We start from the raw sequence: 17,895 nt of genomic DNA on the forward strand, positions 1-17,895 counted from the left end.
AATCATTTTAAAAAGCGCTTATTTAAGATTCAAGGCCAAATGTCACTAGGGGTAGCGTTGGCAAATGCAAGGCGGAGCCATGGTAAAAGAAAAAAATTGATAACATGACGTGAAGTACTAAAAAATTGCCTGCTGACAGGCAATAATATGAGGAAAGAACGAGGAAATTAACAAGTTCATGTTCGACAAAATGCCTACTTTTTTTACAAAATATCATGACTGATTTATCATAAATGAAATAGTCATTGGCAACGAATTCACAAATAAAGCAACGTTAAAGGCTAAGTTTTGCACGTTAATTAACTAAAAACGTCGCTCATTACAGGTAACCGCAGAAAAGCCGTTTTCTTTAGGCATATGTAATATAAAGACCGAAGAATGCGGGTCTAACGTTCCCTATATATGTATGGGTGAGTAAAAGTTGCTTCCTAACGCATTCTAACTGCCAATAGAACCAAATTACGCTGCATTCCAGTGTTCTGCACAACAACACTTGATTACTTACATGTGTCAATAACACAATGTCTAAATCGTTCCTATTTTTTTTCAACCCCCTAATATTGAACCGATATAAAATAACTAAGACCCTAAGGGATGGGTCAAGGTGTTTTGTACATTTTTTTTCTTTAAACCAAAATCAATAAACTATGAAAAAAATCTTATCCCTTTTCGCATTCGTAGGTCTTATGGCACTGGGTGCTAATGCACAAGGTGTTAGTGGAGGCTTAAAACTTGGACTTAATTTATCCAACGCAACTATTTCAAACAGTGGTTTCACCACTAGTCCAAGCTTCAGAACGACTTTTCACGGTGGTGCCTACCTTACCATGATGCTTTCTGAGAAATTTGGCGTTCAGCCAGAACTTCTTTACTCAGGACAAGGCGCAAAGAACGGCAGCTATACTTTAAAAATGAGCTACATTACCGTACCTGTATTGTTACGTTTTAACTTTACGGAAGTTTTCAGCATGCACTTAGGGCCACAAGTTGGTATTCTTGCTTCTGCTAAATCAGACTTCGATGGTGAGTCAACAGATGTCAAGGATAGTTTTAAAGGTACTGACATCAGCGGGGCCCTTGGCCTTGGTGTAGATCTTCCAATGGGATTGAACTTCGGTTTCCGTTTTGTAAAAGGATTCTCGAATATCCTTGATGGCGATACAGATGGTACTAAACAAAAGAATTATGGCCTACAGTTTTCTGCAGGTTACAAGTTATTTGGAAAGAAATAATTCTTTTAGAGACACATTAGGTAAAAAAGAGACTGTCGTTGCGGCAGTCTTTTTTTTTGTTCAATGAAAATATCATAACACCTTTCTTGTCTGAAATAACCTCTGTGAATATTGTAAATGACGCTGATAAAATCATTGGTATAGACGCAAAGCTGGTAGCCTCTCGTAATACCTTCCATTACTCCAAATAATCTAATCGCTGACGACAATTTAAAGATGCATACTACGGATTGCGGAAGCGTCCAAAAAAGTTTCTTAATTGACCCACGTGAACAAAAAAGTTTCCCGAATATAATCTTGCCCTGAGGTCTGACACCGTGCTCCGTAAATCCCAAAATAACTTTTAAATGCAGGCTTATTGATTGGGTAGTATTACTGTAAATTTGGTCGATCCTTCAGCCTGGCAACTGATTTTGATCTCGCCCTTGAGCTTTTCCACAATATCTTTTACGATAAAAAGCCCTAGCCCGGAACCTTCGGATTTGGTTGTACCCCGAAAGAACATATCAAATACTTTGGTGTGATATTCCTGTGGTATACCTATACCGTTGTCTTCTACTTCGATGACAGATGCGGTTCCATTTTTATTAAAACCAATCTTAATAAAGCTCTCCGGTTTACTGGCATCTCTGTATTTAATCGCATTGGATACCAAATTACTCAAGACAATTTTGATGCGGAGAAAGTCTGAGGTGAGTGCGTCGGCCTCATTAAAACATTTTATGATTTTGAGTTTATTGGCACTCGCAAAGTATTTTAAATCATCAAGTACTTCATCAACAATATTGTTGAATGTGAAATTTTCCAGGGTTACGGGGCTTTGATTTCTGGAGAAATGGGTAAGATGCTCAATGACTACTTCAAGCTTAATAACGCTATTCTCCATGTATTTTAAATGCTGGCTCAGCACATCATTTCGATTTTCAAGTTTAGCGAGATTGATTAAACCCAGAATTGATTTCAATGGCGCGCTAAGATCGTGGGAGGCACTGTATACAAAACGATCAAGCTGCTGATTCGCTTTAACAAGCTTTGATGTTCTTTCGTAAACGCGTTTGTCAAGCTGGTCGTTGATGGACTCCAATTGCTTGTACGTTTCTTTTAATTCGCTGTTGGAAGCCTCAATTTCATTTTGTTTTATTTGTAGCTCGTTAACAAGGTTCTTCAATTGTGAAGTCCTTTCATTGACTTTGTCCTCGAGTGCAATATTGATGCGGCGCAATTGTTCGATACGATAGTGAACCACCAGGTAAATCAATCCACACATCACCATGGCGGCTAAAACGATAAACCAGGCCGCTTGCCAGAACGGAGGTGTAATAATAATTTTCAAAGACGTGCCTTCTTCGTTCCACAATCCATCGTTGTTGGATGCTTTCACCCGAAAAATATATTCGCCTGGATCTAAGCTGGTATAAGTAGCCGTGCGTTGATTACCAACATAATTCCAATCCTTTTCAAATCCCTCCATTTTAAATGCATATTGATTCATGTGAGGGTGGGTATAATTCAAGGCGATGAATTCGAATGAAAAAACCGACTGCTCATAGGAAAGTGTTATCTCTTTTGTTTCACTGATGTGTTTTTCCAAGGGCGAATTCTTTTCACCGATTTGTACGGGTTTATTGAAAACCCTTAAACCAGTAATATAAACTTCTGGGAAATAGGGATTATCCTTTATACTATCTGGATGAAAAATGTTAAAGCCGTTGGTGCCTCCAAATAGCAGTTCACCCTTTCTGGTTTTTAAAACACTGTAGCGAGAAAATTCCCCTCGTTGCAATCCATCATTATACGTGTAATTTCTAAAAGTTTCCTTCGTTGGGTCAAAACGAGAAATGCCTCGTGAGGTACCGAGCCATAAAACGCCATGATCATCTTCCGCGATGGATTTTATGTGACTGCTTTCCAGCCCCTGTTCAACACCATAATTTTTGAAGTGACCTTTATCCTTTAAAAATTTGCTGAGCCCGCCTTCAGTGGCTACCCATAGATTCCCTTTGGTGTCTTCATAAATATGATTCACCCGGCTGTTTGGAATGCTGGTAGAGTCCTTTACAACATGCGTAAACCGTTTGAAGGTTATATTTCCATTGGCATCAGGCTGCACAAGATTTAATCCGTTGAATTCAGTTCCTAGCCAAATATTTCCGGCGCTTTCTTGAAAGATCATTGGCACTTCGTTATCCGCCAGACTAGTGGGGTCGTGAGGCTTGGTAACAAAAGTTGTTAACTTCTTGGTCTGCCAGTCATACATGCTAACACCACCTGACTGGGTACCGATCCACATGTTATCTTTTGCATCCTTCATGATGTGGAAGACCTTACTTAACTCATGAATTTCCGGCTTGAAGTCTTTAAATGTTTTTGTATTGTAATCAAAAATATTAATGCCACCCCGCCAGGTCCCAATCCACATATTACCGTCCTTGTCATTGCACAGTGTCAATACAGCGTTAGAATTAATGCTTGCAGGATCATGCGGATGATGTTGAAAGGCATCAAATTCGTTTTTCGCTCGATCAAAAAAGTTTAATCCTCCACCATCGGTCGCGATCCAAATATTGCCCTGATCATCTTCGATAAAACTCCTGACGATGTTATTGTTTATACTTTTAAAGTTGTTCGTTTGATAGTAATGATCGAAGCGGAATTCATATTTATCCATTACATCGATGCCTTCAAGATTGGAACCAACCCATAGCCTACCCTGCTTGTCTTCATAAATAACCTTTACTGAAATATTGGAAAGACTAAAAGGATCTGCAGGATCTGGTGCGTAACGAAAGAAATTATTTTCCCTGGGATTGTATAGGTGCAGTCCCCCATTTTCATTACAAATCCAAATCTTACCACCGCGATCTTCATAGATGGTTGTAACATCGTCATTGGTAAGACTGCGGATATCGTTGATATTGCTGCGATAGTGAATGAAGGTGCTTGAATCTTTTTCCAAATTGAGTCGATCCAGACCATTTTCATGTGTAGCGATCCATAAATTACGTTTTTTATCAACCAGGATATCTTCTACATAATTACCGGCCAGGCTAACGGCATTGTTGGGGTCGTGCCTATAATGGACAATGCCACCCGTCGTGGTATTCAGTTTAAACAAGCCGACCGTAGTTCCGATCCATAGCGTGTTGTTACCGGCTGCAAAAAGTGAAATTACCTGTGCATCTCTTAGTGCTCCACCGCCGCTTTTATTATTAAAGTATGAAACAAAAGTCTGTTTTTTTTCATCCAGATACAGAAGCCCCGAACGTTCACTTCCAATCCAAATGGTTCCATGCTCATCTTCGATGATACTTCCTATCCTGTTTGGTGTCGGATCAGATGGATCTACGAAGTCATCCTGTATTTTATACCTGGTGAAATTGTCCCACTCGCGATTATAACGTCCGACGCCCTTTTCAGTGCCAAACCAAAATCTTTTTTTGCTGTCTTCGAATAAACAGCCCAGGCGATTTCCATCGATGCTTGTTGAATCATCCGAGGCGAGATAAAGCGCCAGGCTAACACCATCATATTTGTAGAGCCCACCTAATGTACCGATCCATATAAAGCCCCGGGTATCCTGCCACAGTGATTCTATACGGCTGTTATTTAAATTGACGTTTAAATGTCGAAACCTTAACTGTGGTTTTTCTGTCTGTGGTTTTTGTGCAAAAATGCTTCCGGTGCTTAGCATCACTGCCGCCCATATCACAACTGCGTATCGTGTATATCTAATTTGGAAGTGGGTCAAGATTGCCGGAAAAGAAAAAGATAATGGAATCGCGTTAATATTCGAATTATAAAAAATAAGTTTTGTTTCTGGCAGCCAGTTTTTTCTCCAAGACCTCATGTTGAATCCTGATTGAATTAGTCATTTCTAAATGGCTATCGATTATTCTCCGATGATTCTGTAACACATTTAAAAATTACATATTCTAAGTCATTTTTCAAAAAGGACCATTTTCAATTACTCAGTTTAGGATGTAATAAGTAAACAAATATTCATCCTCCATGGTAATATCCAACACTCCTCTCGGGAAATAGCGCACGTTCTGGTATGAACGCCTACATCTTGACACCTCGTCAAACCAAAACGAAAGGTATGATTTGTGGGTTTTCTAAAAAATTCAACGAGGTGTTACCCCTGGAATCCAGGGGTGATAATCTTTGTTTGCTATTTTATTTCAAATTACTCGACAATGTTCTTTTGTACGTTATTCTGTTTCAAAACTGCCAGGAAAAACTTATTCGCTTTACAACCGACGATACTGCCGAATAAAATATCCTCGGTATGAAAGATTTGGCGAGCGGCTTGCTGACGTCTGATCCTAATTATCCGCTTCTTATTAAGGCAGGATTGAATGGAAGGATGTTTGAAGCGCCCGCTGCCCCGATAACCGATGTCGTAAGCAGGGTTCCCGTTATGGCTCTGCGGCGCGAAGGATCTGACGTTTTATAAAAATTGGCGCCTGGGCACTACGTTAGCCTGCAAAAGATCCTTCATTCGCCTGCTAGCACACATCCACCAATCGGAAAAATCGAAGTGGATGGAAGCGACGTCTAAACAAAGCTTAATTGTCCGAAAGGTAGGTGGTGATTCGACGAAGGGAGACGGCGGCCCTTCAATTCCGTGCAGGAGCCATACCCACCACTGCACGCCCAACGGAAGTCAAAAAAGGAATTAGGGTGCGGACAGCAAAGGACGGCCACCGTCGTAAAGCCCCTAAGAAGACTCTTATATTGACGTCTCTGAAATTCCGAACCATCATCGTCCTGTAGAAGTTTTTGGAATAACCAGCTTCTGAAAGTTTCCCCACGACTTCGGGCACATGTTTAAATTGCATTAACATCGAAGCCTGCGGTTCCTTTTGCCAATAACTCACAGCAACAATACATTCGAGATAATTTTCTTTGGTAACAATGGTCCTCCCGTTCGCAGCGCAATAGCCAGCCAGATAAGCCAGATACATCCAGTTGTCGACACCCTCTGGCCACGTCCGGACAGCGCGTAATAACAAATCACGGCGATATACAATTGCTGTGAGGAATATCACCGCGCCAACACTCTTCGTCATACAATGTTCAAATATCGCTTTTCCATCTCCAGTTCCATCTTCACTTTCAATATCAAACCAGCGATTGCCAACGATCGTAGGAGGATGAGCAGGTTCACCGGTTATTTGGTTACGGCCTGAAAAATTGAGGAGCAGTAACGATACATCTTCGTACTGTTTGAATTTATTAATGGTATATGAAATTGCCCGGTCTTGAATAGGATCGTCATCGCCAATCGTCCACACATATTTAGTAGTCGCAGAATTCAGGCAATTCATGATATTCTTCATGACCCCAATATTCTCTGCATTCTTACAGGTGTTAAATGTGACACTGCTAAACAGTGCCCTCCACTTGTTAATGACTTCCTGCGTATTGTCCGTTGAACAATTATCTGATACAAAAATTTCTATTTCGTCTTCAAAACCTTTAACAGCTTGAGAAAGCCATGTGAGCTGTCTATCCAGGAGTTTAGCGCGGTTATAAGTAGGAATAGCAATCGTAAGTAATTTATTCATGGTGGAATAACACATTTTTTGCGTCGAAGTTTGCCTTGAGTTTCACATTTACGCTGCCGCCACTATCCCGATTTACGATATAAAACTAATGAAGATCGGATACTTGTAAAGCATAAAGCAAACATTTATGCTTATAACGTGTCGCAACGGATTGCAGAAGTATTGTTAACAGATTTCGCCCGGCGCTATTGTTAGCTTTATAACTGAAGTGAAATTTTAATAGTCGAGCCAATATTTGTTTTCGTTTACTAGTGACCAGGAGACTGCGGAAAAGCTCAGTGGGTTTTAACGTATTCTGAAGTGACTACCCTGAATAAAAAATGGCCCAGCGATGATACAGCCCGCGCGCCACCGTCCTCTAAACTCAATATCAATCACTCACAATTTTTTTAGAAATGAAAAATAGTCTTAACGCACCTCACTGACTCGTACTGTAAGTCCGGATTGTAAAGCATATAGTTATGCCGTTATTTTGATCCGGTTAGTTTATGAAGAACCTGAGAGAGGATTGTACTGATAACGGGTACCCTCATGACAATATTTTTTGCGTTTTGTTTAGCGATCAACGGCAATATCTTCCAATATCTAACGACATTCCATGCAAATACTATCATGGAGACAGGAAGTATTATCCACTTCAGTTGAGGTGCTAAAATCAAACTGCCTAATGAAACACCGGCAATGACCAGCGCAGCCATGGCAATATGAAAAGAGCGACTTGGCCACTGCAAATCATTTTGCTTAAGCCATCTTTTTGCATAAACCTTATAACCAACAGCCGCACTGATTTCAGCCAGCAACAAAGCAGCTCCGGCCCCTACGATCCCAACAACCGGTACCGAAAGTATCAGCACAGCAAATACAATGATCGCAGCCAGTGCGGTGAGTGCCAGCTGAGTTTTGGTTAAGTTATTGCCAATTACCACAGCCATGGCAGGTTGCACCACCGCGTACACAAGCACGCCAAAAGAAAGGAACGCAAAAAGTAAGGGATCAAAAGAGACTTTATTTTGAGTCCATAACACATACAACGGCTCTATGAATGCCTGTAGAATTACAACGCCAGGAGCCATAACAGCGATCACCAAAATCCATATGGTGGCAAAAGCGGATTCAGTACGGGGTTGATCGCGGGCATGCAAGAACCGCATTAGTTCGGGAAGCAGTGGATTTATTATTGTATTAAGTCCTTGCAAGGCAACGTTTGCCCCAGTGCGCATCGTAGAAAAGGCTACAAGTCCTACGGGACCAGACAGCGGCGTCAAAATCAGGCGCACACCTTGTTGCCTTACATTTTCAAATAAGGATTTTCCTAAAAGTGGTAATGACTTTCTGAAATTTGTATATCCCAGCGACAAGGATGGCTTGACGAACCCAATGTTTTCTTTTTTAAGAAGTTTAAAGAAGTCGATGTATATCGGAATGCTATAAACGGCAGCGCCTATAACTAGCACAAGACTGGTAATCATCAGATCTGCTCCCATGATAACTGCGGCGAGTGGAGCTAATGCTGTCACTGTCACAGATACGACGCCCCACCATGCTGTTCTTGGGAAATATCCAAAAGCCGCGAGCGCTCTTCCAATCAAACCCGGTGAAGTGGCAAACACGATCCATGAAAACCCTTGTAGGAATAAAGCGACAGCCGCTGCATTCAGCAACGAGTTGTTTTCGATCCCTGACTCGCCTAACAGAAAAGCGAGTGTGCCGGAAAAGATAAATAGGATGATGAGAACCAGCTGAACCAAACTGATTATTAATCCCATGACAACGCCGGACCATAGGTATTTCCCAAGAGCGGCTCTATCGTTATGTCCGAGGCGCAAAAATTCATAAGCTAAAAAATTCTGGTGACCCAAGTCAAGCATAGAAAGGGTATTCATGATGCCTTGAATTGCGAGCCATACGCCATATGTTTCCGCGTCCCAATAGCTAAGATATATCGGGACCAAAACAATTTGTGAAGCCATGTTCACAGCTATCTGTGCCCATGAAGCAGCGCTCCCAGAAATTAACCGTGCGGCTGTAGACATATGCGGTTAATAAAGCTTATCTCCTTTAGGTAAGTTACTTCAACAGCATCTTTATTATTCGCTTTACTCGGGCCCTCAAGAATTTTCCGGCATAAGTCCCAAATAATAAAATCGTAACTCTCGGCAGCAACCTGGCTGACGGGCGCAGGGTCTACGGATATATTTTTTTTAAATTTTACAATAGGCCCAACGTGGTAAGTCTTATCGTGGATCTCACCCTTGTCATAATATGATAATTCCTTCAGGTCGGTTTGCCATTGACGAAACATCTTTCCCATCTCATCTTTATTGTTAATGGCATGTGCAGGTTTGAATTCAATAGAGCGTATTCGGAAGCTCCGGGTTTGATAATCGTTCGAAGATTGTCCGCAGTTCAAATGTTCATGGCTTTTCCGTACAAGAAGCTTCCATATTCAAACCTTACTCACAACCCCGGCGGAATTTCAATACGTTAAAAAATAAAATGCCTGGTTGCCAGGCATTTATTTTTGTTGTAGTCTGTACGGGAATCGAACCCGTGTTACCAGAATGAAAATCTGGTGTCCTAACCCCTAGACGAACAGACCAATTGAGGTTGCGAAAGTATGTCTTTTTTCTGTAACCGTAAAAAGAGGGTGCAAATATAGATCGACGATACTTATTTGCAAACCTGTGCGATAAAAAGTTTAAAAAACCCTATTCCTTTTGGTTGGTTTTGCCCATCTGGTCGTTTATTTTTGGCATCTCAAAAAATTTAACCAGACAAACAAATGACAAAAGTAGGTATCAACGGATTCGGCCGTATCGGTCGCCTCGCGTTCCGGGCGGCTATCAATCGTAAAGATATTGAGATTGTTGGGATCAATGACATTGTAGAGCCTAGCTATATGGCATACATGCTGAAATACGATTCGACTCACGGAAAATTTGATGGCACCGTAGAGGTAAAAGATGGTAACCTTATCGTTAACGGAAAAAAAATTCGTGTTACTGCTGAAAAGGATCCTGCTAATTTAAAATGGTCAGAAGTTGGCGCTGAAATTATTATTGAATCTACGGGACTGTTCTTAACACAAGCGGATGGACAGAAACACATTGCAGCCGGCGCTAAAAAAGTTGTCTTCTCCGCTCCTGCAAAAGATGATACGCCAACGTTTGTAATGGGTGTAAATCACAAAAAATTAAACGCTCAACATACGATCGTTTCGAATGCTTCATGTACTACTAACTGTCTCGCTCCGCTGGCAAAAGTATTACACGATAAATTTGGAATTGCTGAAGGTTTGATGAGCACCATTCATGCCGTAACAGCTACTCAAAAAACGGTTGACGGGCCTTCTGCAAAGGACTGGCGCGGTGGCCGTGGCGCTTATCAAAATATCATTCCTTCTTCTACCGGCGCGGCGAAAGCGGTCTCTTTGGTTATCCCGGAATTAAAAGGAAAACTTACGGGCATGTCGTTCCGGGTACCGGTACCTGATGTGTCTGTAGTTGATCTTACGGTTAAATTAGAAAAAGCTGCTTCTTACGAAGATATCAAAACCGCTATGAAAGAAGCCAGTGAAGGTGAACTGAAAGGTATTCTCGGTTACACAGAAGACGAAGTGGTGTCCCAGGATTTTCTTGGAGATGCACGCACTTCAATCTTTGATGCAAAAGCCGGTATTGCACTAAATGATAAATTCGTTAAGGTTGTTGCTTGGTATGACAACGAATGGGGTTATTCTAACAAGCTGATTGATTTGGTTCAGGAATTAGCCAAGTTCTAAGTAGCTTCTTTACATACTTAAAAGGGGTTGTCTCGAAAAGGCACCCCTTTTCTTTTTTGGGTCACCGCACAAACTATTTAATAATCAGGCAATTTACATTCCTGCACGACGTAGGGACGACTTTTTTCGGTTAGTAACAGGCAACTCGGACGTAAAAAACGTTATAGTTCGAGGGAGATGGCGAATTATTACGAAATATTAGGAATTACTTATTCAGCCAGCGCTGCTGAAATCCGCGCTGCTTATAAAAAGCTGGCCATGCGGTATCACCCAGATCATAATCCCGGTTCAAAGGAGGCGGAAGAAATGTTCAAGGTGGTTAATGAGGCCTACCATACGTTATCCGACGGCTTAAAAAAATCACGGTACGATTCACAAATTAATCTGACCTACGCGACCCCCCTTGACTATCAACGAGAGATAAACAAAATGCGGTATTATCAATGGCAACGCATGCAGGAAAAGCATTACCGCATTGATAAAGAGTATGTTAAAATTCAAGGGCTGGCCTTCCTGGTTTTTACTGTAATTGCTGGGTTTTGTTTTGCCATTATTCATTCTGCACAGTACTATACAGAACAACAACAACTAGCCCGGTTCCTCGCAACCTCGAATGCATTAAAACATGTCGACACGCTATTTAATAAAGGCCAGTTCGATGAGGCTTTCAAAACCATCTATGAATTAAAAACCGGGGACCCATTAGAATATCGTTACAACTATGCCCGCGATAGCCTTGTTCATGCCCTTCGGACGATGGCCAATCAAAAATTCAACACCCAGGATTTCTCAGGCGCGGTCCAATATTATAGGGTTCTTAAAAATCATGAGGACCCCGCGTCATTTGAAACGATCCGTCAGTTATCCTTATGTCAGTACTACTTGGGTAACTATAAAGAATCGGTACAATCATTAAAGCAGTTGCATAACCTTCGCCCTTACAACCTGGAACTCGTGTACAGGATTGGAATGTTGAATTTGGAAAAGCTGGAGAACCCGGAGGAAGCCCTCTATTATTTTAGTTACGGGAAGAAGATATTTAAAGAGAACTTGAGTGAGATCTATGGCGCCGCTTTTGAGGTCATCATGAACCCGGCCGATGCACCCGATATTTACTTTGATTTGTTCGAAGCGCGCGCTAGGACGAACATCCAGCTTAAAAATTTCGAGGAAGCTGTAACCGACTGCAACTGGGCCATATTTTTGCGGCGTGAACGAAGTAAACCTTATATTCTAAGAGCTACCGCCAATGTGGAACTTCAAAATCTTGAGAACGTTTGCACCGATTTAAGCACAGCAAAAAGGCTAGGCGATACGGAGATGGAGCCGATGTATAAACGCTATTGCAAAGTACGGAAGAACTAATTCAGCCTCACCCAAGAGCCATAATATAGAATTAAACAGCGAATCCGGTTAGGAGTGCAAGATTTTGTAGATGGCGGTCTGATGGTGTATTTTTACCAAAATTATTAACGCTGACTTCGAGGGAGTCATACAAACTAAAAATCGTATGAATGAGAATACCAGGGAACATTTAGCATCCGTTAAGAAAAGTTATTTTAACATTCTCGCCCTTTTTTTGGGAAATGAAAAAATCGACAGCCGCTTTTTAAGATGTCTGTTAAAGTGGGGTCTTCAACTGAACTTCAAGACCGAAGATTTGAAGCAAGCCAATGTAGATATAACCGATTTGAAATTCCTAACCATTAATGATAAGGTGGTGAAATTGGAAGCAATTTATCACCTGGTCTACATGATCTACCTGGATGAAGTGGTAGAGGATGTTGAGCTTGAAGTGGCTACCATTTATGCAACTGCCCTTGGTTTTAAGCCGTCTGTTGTTAGCGATCTTTTTAAGTCAATTGCTACAGAACCCTTTGATGAAACAAGAATCCGTAATGTGCGCCAAGAGGTAATTGATTTTTTAAAAGTTAATGATGCGTAATGACTCAACGAAACTATACTCGAAGCAGAATTAGCTAAACGCTTGATAATTTTGTTTTTACGCTTATTTCACTCATGTAACATTTCAGCATTAAAAAGTATAGTTTTCAAAAAAAACTTAAAAGCTGTCTAATATCTGCCTTCATTAAAAGTCAGGATTGAAACCCTGGTAGAATTTTTCCAAGGCCTGGCTATACCGTCAAATGGAAGGTCTAAGCTGTCAAACGATCACTTTCTAAGATGAAAAAACACTCGCTCGAAACAGGGAATACTAAAAATTTTTATTTAGCCGTCGTCAATCTCAATTGATAATTATAAGAATACCGATGTAGGATTTGAATGAATTCCGGGTGGCAAGCAGCCTCTCGAAATGCCGACATTTGAATCATCAGAACAACATTTAATAACCCTCGATTATGGCTTATTCAAGTAATGTTAACTACAGCAACTACAGACCGGTTTCAAAGATGAATCCACGGTTAAGACAATTAGCAATTTTATCACTGGTGGTACTCATCGGTATGATCGTATCAATATCCGTTAATGCATAATAGCAACCGGAGGAAATAATATTTTTTAATCGCCTAGCCCATTTTTTAAAGGCCCCCATTTTAGTGGATGTTTAGTTTTTTTGATCCCGCGCCTTCGCGGGATTTTTTTTTTGCACAAAATAAAGACCAGTCGAGTCGGCTATTTTCGCGTTGAATTTTCTGCATTCAGATTCTCTACCTAGTTTTAGGCATGGACTTCAGCCAAGAGACCTTCCTCAATCATTTAGCCCAAACCACTGATTCACCTTCATTAATTACTGTAAGTCATGCTGAAGGTATTTACATTTATGACACTGATAATAAGCGTTATACAGACCTTATTTCAGGTATTGGTGTAAGTAATATCGGGCATCGCCATCCTTATGTCATACAAGCGATCAAAGATCAACTTGATCGTTATTTGCACGTAATGGTTTATGGCGAATATGTTCAAGCTTCCTCCAACGCACTAGCTAAGAAATTGATAAGTCTTCTTCCTCCCAATCTCAATTGCTGCTATTTGGTAAACTCAGGAACCGAGGCTAACGAGGGAGCCCTGAAACTTGCCAAGCGGTTTACAGGCCGAACCGAAATTGTTTCTTTCCGCAAGTCGTACCATGGCAGTACCCAGGGTTCATTAAGTGTTTCAGGAAACGAAATTAAGAAGCAGGCGTTCAGACCATTATTACCTGATATCAACTTCATTAACTTTAATGTTATTGATGACCTTCAGTTCATAACGGAACGATCTGCATGCGTTATCGTAGAAACAATACAGGGCGATGCCGGAGTTAGAATACCTTCCCGGGATTACATGAAAGCACTCCGTAAAAAATGTAATGAAACGGGTGCATTGCTAATTCTGGATGAGATCCAATGCGGCATGGGCCGTACGGGAACCCTCTTCGCGTTCGAGCAATTTGGTATCACACCCGATATTTTAACGGTAGCCAAAGCCTTCGGAGGAGGACTGCCTATCGGCGCTTTCGTATCCGATAAAAAAATAATGGCATGCCTCACCCATGATCCAATGTTGGGTCACATCACTACTTTTGGTGGTAACCCTGTGTGTTGTGCCTCAGCCCTTGCAACACTTGAAGTTATCCAAAATGAGGGGTTGTTAGAGACAGTAGAGGAAAAAGGAAGACTGTTTGAATCACTGCTCAAGCATCCTAAAATTAAAGAAGTGAGAAGAATAGGCTTGATGTTCGCTATTGATTTTGAGTCCGCAGCATTGGTTTCGAAGATCGTGCTAAAGGCAAAAGAATTCGGAATAATTTGTTACTGGTTCTTATCTCATCCATATAGCTTTCGTATTGCACCACCCCTGACAATTACAAAAAAACAAATTGAAGAGTCGTGCGAAACCATTTTAAGGGCCATTGATAATGTCTAAATTCGTTTATGTCCAATCCTAAACCTTTCGACCGGCTTGACTACACCTACAAGCTTTTGGTTGTCATTGCCTTATCCATCACGGCGGCCATTCTTGCCAGAGATATCGTAGTGCCTTTAGCCTTCGCCGGCTTTCTATCCATTGTAATGCTACCAATTATTAAAAAATTGGAAAGGCGAAAAATCGGCACGGCACTTTCGATAACCATTGTCTTAGCAATTACCATTATCTTACTGGGATTGCTGATCTGGCTTATTGTAAATCAGGTGGTAGGGTTGATCAATGACCTTCCGAATCTTCAGGCTAAATTGGAAAACTATATCAGCCAGGTAAGCAGCACACTGCGCCGCGATTTTGGTATCAGTACGTCCGAACAGAATAAATATTTAGGTGAATCGATGCGGACAGTTAGCGTCTATCTGGGCGACGTTTTGATATCAACCACGAACACACTTTCAATTTTAATCCAGATTCCGATTTACATTTTCCTAATCTTAATTTATCGCGACAAGTTTAAAGACTTCTTTGTAAGCCTAATTCCCGGAGAAGGCGAGTTTGTGTGGAAAAAAGATATGGAGCGGGTGGTGCAAGGCTACATTTCGGGCCTGACTTTAGTGACATTGATCATTGCCGCGCTGAATTGTATTGGACTGCTGGCTTTAGGAATTGATCATGCGATTTTTTTTGGGATACTTTCAGGAGTGCTGACGATCATTCCTTATGTTGGAATTATTATAGGTGCATTGTTCCCTTTGATCATGGCACTGATTACCAAGGACAGTATGTGGTATGCCATTGGGGTTGTTATCGTATTTGCCGTGGTACAATTCTTAGAAGGCAATTTTATTACCCCGCGTATCACCGGATCAAAAGTCAGTATCAATGCGCTGGCGGCAATTATCGCGTTGGTAATTGGAGGAAAAATCCTGGGCATCGCGGGAATGATTCTGGCAGTACCAGGTATAGGTGTATTAAAGATTTTACTTTCCCATTCAGAACACCTTAAGCCGTTCGTCATCTTACTGGAAGATAAAGATCGTCCTGACCCGAAAGTAGATATACCGGCTCAACCACCCTCTGTGGAAAAAACCGGGAAAGCAATGGAGGAGATCGAAAACCTTCCCTAACTGCATTGTGCTCTGCCGCGCAATGTAAAAGCCAAGTGAATTGCGCTTACATTTTTTCGATGACCAAATTGTGATTCGTGTAAATGCAGATATCTGCCGCGATGTTTAAGCTTTCCCGGACAATTTCTTCTGCTGTTAAATGAGGAGCATGTTTTTTTAGTGCGAGAGCTGCAGCTTGCGCATACATTGCACCAGATCCAATGGCTGCTACCTGATTGTCTGGCTCCAATACATCACCGGTTCCGGAAAGCACTAAAATTTCATCTTTGTTGGCGGTGATCAACATGGCTTCAAGCCGTCTCAAGAAACGATCCATACGCCAGTCTTTCGCCAACTCGATCGCGGCACGTTTCATATTGCCACCATAAGTATTTAATTTCTCTTCAAAACGTTCAATTAAAGTAAATGCATCGGCCGTCGAGCCCGCAAAACCTGCTAACACTTTCCCGTCTTGTAGTCTGCGTATTTTCCGCACGTTGCTTTTTGCAACATAGTTACCCATTGTAGCTTGTCCATCTCCACCAATAGCAATTTGTCCGTTATGGAGAACCGCGATGATGGTTGTTGCATGAATTTTTTCCATATCGATAAAAATAAAAAAGCCCGGATGAATTCCGGGGCTTATTGAATTAATTTATATTAATATTCTAACGGGGTCTTCCAACAGTCCCTTGAGGGTCTTGAGAAACGCAGCACCCACAGCGCCGTCTACTGCACGATGATCACACGAAAGGGTAACCTTCATCACATTTCCCGGAACGAGCTGGCCGTTCTTCACGATAGCAGTTTCTTTTATACCTCCAACGGCGAGGATACAGGCATCGGGCGTGTTGATGATGGCCGTGAATTCATCTACACCAAACATTCCCAGGTTTGAAACCGTAAATGTACTCCCCTCCCAATCGGCCGGCTGAAGTTTTTTATCGTGTGCTTTTTGAGCAAGATCTTTTACTTCCACGGCGATGTGCGATAGCGATTTATTATCGGCAAACCGAATGACAGGAACCAACAAACCATCCTTAACGGCAACTGCCACGCCAATGTGAATGTGATGATTCTTCCTCATCTTATCATTTTGGTAACTAACATTAACATCAGGATGCTGACGCAACGCCGCAGCTACAGCTTTAATGACCATGTCATTAAACGAAATCTTCACAGGACTGATTTCATTGATGCTCTTACGGGCTTCAATGGCTTTGTCCATATTGATTTCCATCGTAACATAGAAATGGGGTGCCGTAAATTTGCTTTCGGACAATCGACGTGCGATGGTCTTTCGCATTTGTGATGCCGGAACTTCTTCAAAGCTTTCTTCTCCAACAACTTTGGGTAATACCACCGGGGCCTTACCTTCCGTTTTTGCAGGAGCCGCTTGTGCAGCAGGCTTATAATTTTCCACATCTACTTTTGTGATGCGGCCGTTCTCCCCTGAGCCGGAAATTTTTCCGATATCGTATCCTTTATCTTTGGCTAATTTCTTTGCGAGCGGCGACGCTTTGATCCTGCCATTGGAATGGGCTGCGGACGTTTCCGCTTGTTTTGTTTCTTGTGGTGCGGCAACGGCCTTTTTTTCTTCCGGTTTCGATGCAGATGCTCCTCCGCCGGCGGCTTTTGATTCATGCGCTTTCAGCAACGTTTTCCAATCGGCGTCTTTGTCACCAATAATGGCAAGCACACCGTTTACTGGAATAGATTTGCCGGCTTCTGTTCCGATGTATAATAAAGTACCGGCATTATACGACTCATACTCCATCGTGGCTTTATCCGTTTCGATCTCTGCCAACAGTTCATTGGTCTTGACCGTATCTCCCACTTTTTTATGCCAGGCAGCAATAACACCCTCCGACATGGTATCACTCATTTTCGGCATTAACACTACTTCAGCCTTAATGCCCGAAGTATCGATTGCCGTAGCGGTGGCCGTTGCTGTCGCAGCTGGTTGAGTAGCTTTGTTTTCTTTTGATTCCGTTGACTTGGGTGCCGACGAACTCTGACTTGATCCCGCACCTTCCAGCAATGGTTTATAATCTTCCCCGGGGTTCCCGACAATGGCTAATACATCATTCACTTTTACAGCCTGTCCTTCCTGAACCCCTAAATACAATACAGTTCCGGAATTGAAAGATTCGTAGTCCATTGTAGCCTTGTCGGTTTCGATCTCGGCCATCAATTCTCCAGACTTGATGGTGTCACCCACCTTCTTATGCCATTTTGCTACCACCCCTTCTGACATGGTATCGCTCATTTTGGGCATTCGTACTATTTCTGCCATTGCTTTGAATTACCTTTAGTTTTTTTGAAGGCCAAAAATA

Annotated in this window: 13 protein-coding genes and 1 tRNA gene; 7 read left to right on the top strand and 7 right to left on the bottom strand. The window is 41.8% G+C overall.

All coding sequences use genetic code 11. The features are described 5' to 3' along the window. Positions 1–647 precede the first annotated feature (647 nt). Positions 648–1,232: a porin family protein gene (locus P2W71_RS24235; protein WP_276374000.1), complete on the top strand. Its 585-nt coding sequence runs from the start codon at positions 648–650 to the stop codon at positions 1,230–1,232. 355 nt (positions 1,233–1,587) lie between these two features. Here P2W71_RS24235 and P2W71_RS24240 read toward each other — a convergent pair whose 3' ends face one another. After that, positions 1,588–5,079, bottom strand: coding sequence for a sensor histidine kinase (locus P2W71_RS24240; RefSeq protein ID WP_276374001.1), 3,492 nt, complete (start codon positions 5,077–5,079; stop codon positions 1,588–1,590). A 441-nt stretch (positions 5,080–5,520) separates the two neighbouring features. Here P2W71_RS24240 and P2W71_RS24245 point away from each other — a divergent pair, with 441 nt between their 5' ends. After that, the gene (locus tag P2W71_RS24245) at positions 5,521–5,688 is read left to right on the top strand and encodes a hypothetical protein (RefSeq protein WP_276374002.1); all 168 of its coding nucleotides are present in this window, start codon (positions 5,521–5,523) and stop codon (positions 5,686–5,688) included. 163 nt (positions 5,689–5,851) lie between these two features. Here P2W71_RS24245 and P2W71_RS24250 read toward each other — a convergent pair whose 3' ends face one another. From P2W71_RS24250 to P2W71_RS24265, 4 genes are all read right to left on the bottom strand, one after another. Next, entirely contained in the window at positions 5,852–6,802 is a 951-nt protein-coding gene (locus tag P2W71_RS24250) for a glycosyltransferase family 2 protein (RefSeq protein ID WP_276374003.1), read from the bottom strand. 467 nt (positions 6,803–7,269) lie between these two features. Beyond that, positions 7,270–8,835, bottom strand: coding sequence for a hypothetical protein (locus P2W71_RS24255; RefSeq protein ID WP_276374004.1), 1,566 nt, complete (start codon positions 8,833–8,835; stop codon positions 7,270–7,272). Continuing rightward, the gene (locus P2W71_RS24260; protein WP_276374005.1) at positions 8,814–9,212 is read right to left on the bottom strand and encodes a hypothetical protein; all 399 of its coding nucleotides are present in this window, start codon (positions 9,210–9,212) and stop codon (positions 8,814–8,816) included. Before P2W71_RS24260 ends, P2W71_RS24255 begins: the two co-directional genes overlap by 22 nt. 117 nt (positions 9,213–9,329) lie before the next feature. After that, positions 9,330–9,401 (bottom strand) — tRNA-Glu (locus P2W71_RS24265). A gap of 183 nt (positions 9,402–9,584) precedes the next feature. On the opposite strand from P2W71_RS24265, the gene gap reads away from it, so the two are divergent. The 5 genes from gap to P2W71_RS24290 all read left to right on the top strand — a co-directional run bounded on the left by gap (position 9,585) and on the right by P2W71_RS24290 (position 15,580). Continuing rightward, positions 9,585–10,583 (top strand): type I glyceraldehyde-3-phosphate dehydrogenase, encoded by a 999-nt coding sequence (gap, locus tag P2W71_RS24270; protein WP_276374006.1) that lies wholly within the window; start codon positions 9,585–9,587, stop codon positions 10,581–10,583. 177 nt (positions 10,584–10,760) lie between these two features. After that, a complete protein-coding gene (locus P2W71_RS24275; RefSeq protein WP_276374007.1) occupies positions 10,761–11,948 on the top strand; it encodes a DnaJ domain-containing protein in 1,188 nt (395 codons plus the stop codon). A gap of 145 nt (positions 11,949–12,093) precedes the next feature. Beyond that, the gene (locus tag P2W71_RS24280) at positions 12,094–12,528 is read left to right on the top strand and encodes a hypothetical protein (RefSeq protein ID WP_276374008.1); all 435 of its coding nucleotides are present in this window, start codon (positions 12,094–12,096) and stop codon (positions 12,526–12,528) included. A 740-nt stretch (positions 12,529–13,268) separates the two neighbouring features. Beyond that, positions 13,269–14,453 (top strand): aspartate aminotransferase family protein, encoded by a 1,185-nt coding sequence (locus P2W71_RS24285; protein WP_276374009.1) that lies wholly within the window; start codon positions 13,269–13,271, stop codon positions 14,451–14,453. Between the two features lie 8 nt (positions 14,454–14,461). Beyond that, complete coding sequence (locus P2W71_RS24290; protein WP_276374010.1) at positions 14,462–15,580, top strand: AI-2E family transporter; 1,119 nt, start codon at positions 14,462–14,464, stop codon at positions 15,578–15,580. A gap of 46 nt (positions 15,581–15,626) precedes the next feature. On the opposite strand, the gene hslV is transcribed toward P2W71_RS24290, so the two are convergent. Together hslV and P2W71_RS24300 are read right to left on the bottom strand one after the other, a co-directional pair. After that, complete coding sequence (hslV, locus tag P2W71_RS24295; protein ID WP_276374011.1) at positions 15,627–16,163, bottom strand: ATP-dependent protease subunit HslV; 537 nt, start codon at positions 16,161–16,163, stop codon at positions 15,627–15,629. 51 nt (positions 16,164–16,214) lie between these two features. After that, complete coding sequence (locus P2W71_RS24300) at positions 16,215–17,855, bottom strand: pyruvate dehydrogenase complex dihydrolipoamide acetyltransferase (protein ID WP_276374012.1); 1,641 nt, start codon at positions 17,853–17,855, stop codon at positions 16,215–16,217. Positions 17,856–17,895 lie beyond the last annotated feature (40 nt).

The organism is Chryseolinea sp. H1M3-3 (assembly GCF_029360725.1).
In the GTDB taxonomy this organism is placed as follows: domain Bacteria; phylum Bacteroidota; class Bacteroidia; order Cytophagales; family Cyclobacteriaceae; genus Chryseolinea.

Coding starts and splice junctions, on each gene's coding strand:
- P2W71_RS24290 (WP_276374010.1), top strand. CDS start 14,462: ATGTCCAATCCTAAACCTTTCGACCGGCTTGACTACACCTACAAGCTT.
- P2W71_RS24235 (WP_276374000.1), top strand. CDS start 648: ATGAAAAAAATCTTATCCCTTTTCGCATTCGTAGGTCTTATGGCACTG.
- P2W71_RS24275 (WP_276374007.1), top strand. CDS start 10,761: ATGGCGAATTATTACGAAATATTAGGAATTACTTATTCAGCCAGCGCT.
- P2W71_RS24250 (WP_276374003.1), bottom strand. CDS start 6,802: ATGAATAAATTACTTACGATTGCTATTCCTACTTATAACCGCGCTAAA.
- P2W71_RS24240 (WP_276374001.1), bottom strand. CDS start 5,079: ATGAGGTCTTGGAGAAAAAACTGGCTGCCAGAAACAAAACTTATTTTT.
- gap (WP_276374006.1), top strand. CDS start 9,585: ATGACAAAAGTAGGTATCAACGGATTCGGCCGTATCGGTCGCCTCGCG.
- P2W71_RS24280 (WP_276374008.1), top strand. CDS start 12,094: ATGAATGAGAATACCAGGGAACATTTAGCATCCGTTAAGAAAAGTTAT.
- P2W71_RS24255 (WP_276374004.1), bottom strand. CDS start 8,835: ATGTCTACAGCCGCACGGTTAATTTCTGGGAGCGCTGCTTCATGGGCA.
- P2W71_RS24285 (WP_276374009.1), top strand. CDS start 13,269: ATGGACTTCAGCCAAGAGACCTTCCTCAATCATTTAGCCCAAACCACT.
- P2W71_RS24245 (WP_276374002.1), top strand. CDS start 5,521: ATGAAAGATTTGGCGAGCGGCTTGCTGACGTCTGATCCTAATTATCCG.
- hslV (WP_276374011.1), bottom strand. CDS start 16,163: ATGGAAAAAATTCATGCAACAACCATCATCGCGGTTCTCCATAACGGA.
- P2W71_RS24300 (WP_276374012.1), bottom strand. CDS start 17,855: ATGGCAGAAATAGTACGAATGCCCAAAATGAGCGATACCATGTCAGAA.